At 59.6% G+C, this 976-nt stretch carries 2 protein-coding genes; both read right to left on the reverse strand.

All coding sequences use genetic code 11. The features are described 5' to 3' along the window. The coding region (locus tag AC1D01_RS36450; protein ID WP_477874651.1) for a hypothetical protein at positions 1 to 183 on the reverse strand (183 nt) is incomplete at its 3' end. A gap of 355 nt (positions 184 to 538) precedes the next feature. Beyond that, the gene (locus tag AC1D01_RS36455; protein ID WP_477874653.1) at positions 539 to 886 is read right to left on the reverse strand and encodes a GFA family protein; all 348 of its coding nucleotides are present in this window, start codon (positions 884 to 886) and stop codon (positions 539 to 541) included. Positions 887 to 976: the final 90 nt, after the last annotated feature.

Genomic DNA, 976 nt, shown 5'->3' on the forward strand with positions numbered 1-976 from the left:
ACCGGGAAGCACCCAATCATTGTGGACGGTCGAAGCCAACCCATGGCGCTTGAACAACTCCAGCAGCCACGCCTGTGGCGTCAAGGCGGGCTTGGCGGGCTGCGCCGGCTCGGACAGCCTCGCCGCGGGCGTGCTCTTCTTCTTGCCAAAGAGATTCTTGATCAGTTGCACGTCGTCCTTCATCAACGTCTGAAACGCCGAACTCCCACTTCCTGGACATCATTCTCGGATCTGGAGCTTTCGCTTCAGTCCTTCCGACGCTCCGTGCTCGACCAGTTCCCGCAACGCCGTGGCATCGAGCTGGTTCCAGACGTGCCCGCACTCCGTGCAAGCTCTGAAAGCGTCCCTGCCTGTCAAACGCACGGATCGCCTCAGCAACAGGAAGCGCAGCCCGCTCGGGAAGAACTTCTCGGCAGAACCGCTTTCTGACCCATCAGCAAGGATCCGCCCGTCGACGAGTTTGCGCGACTGGCACACCGGGCAGATGGAGGGACTCCTCATGGCGACATGCCTTCCCGATCGAACGACTGCGCTAGCGTCACCTCGATCGCCCATCGAAGTGTGTGACCGGAACAGATGCGAGATCGATACCTTCCAGGCATCGGATATTGATCGCAGCCATGTCGTTGCCCTTTGGATCCTTGCCTTCCGCATAGGGGTGGATGCCGCAGGCAGGGCAGAAGCGGTGCTTCAGCAGGTGCTTGTTGAACAAGTAGACGCGAGAGGCGTCCTCCGGGGTGGAGACCTTAAGCGAGTCTCTGGGCACGAACCAAAGCAGCGAGCCCTTTCGTTGACACATGGAGCAGTTGCAAGACATTGCGCTCTTGATCTCGCCTTCGACTTCAAAGGCGACGTTGCCGCAGTGGCAGCTTCCCTGGTGTTTCATGGCAGTTCTCCCGTTGATCAGATTTGCGAACGCAATGATGCACGCTCCGATCGAACGCTATCACGCCGCGATCGCCACGGCCTCCTCTTC

Source organism: Rhizobacter sp. P3_B12 (genome assembly GCF_056402895.1).

Excerpts from the sequence above, each read along its gene's own strand:
- AC1D01_RS36455 (WP_477874653.1), bottom strand. The coding sequence starts at position 886 with ATGAAACACCAGGGAAGCTGCCACTGCGGCAACGTCGCCTTTGAAGTC.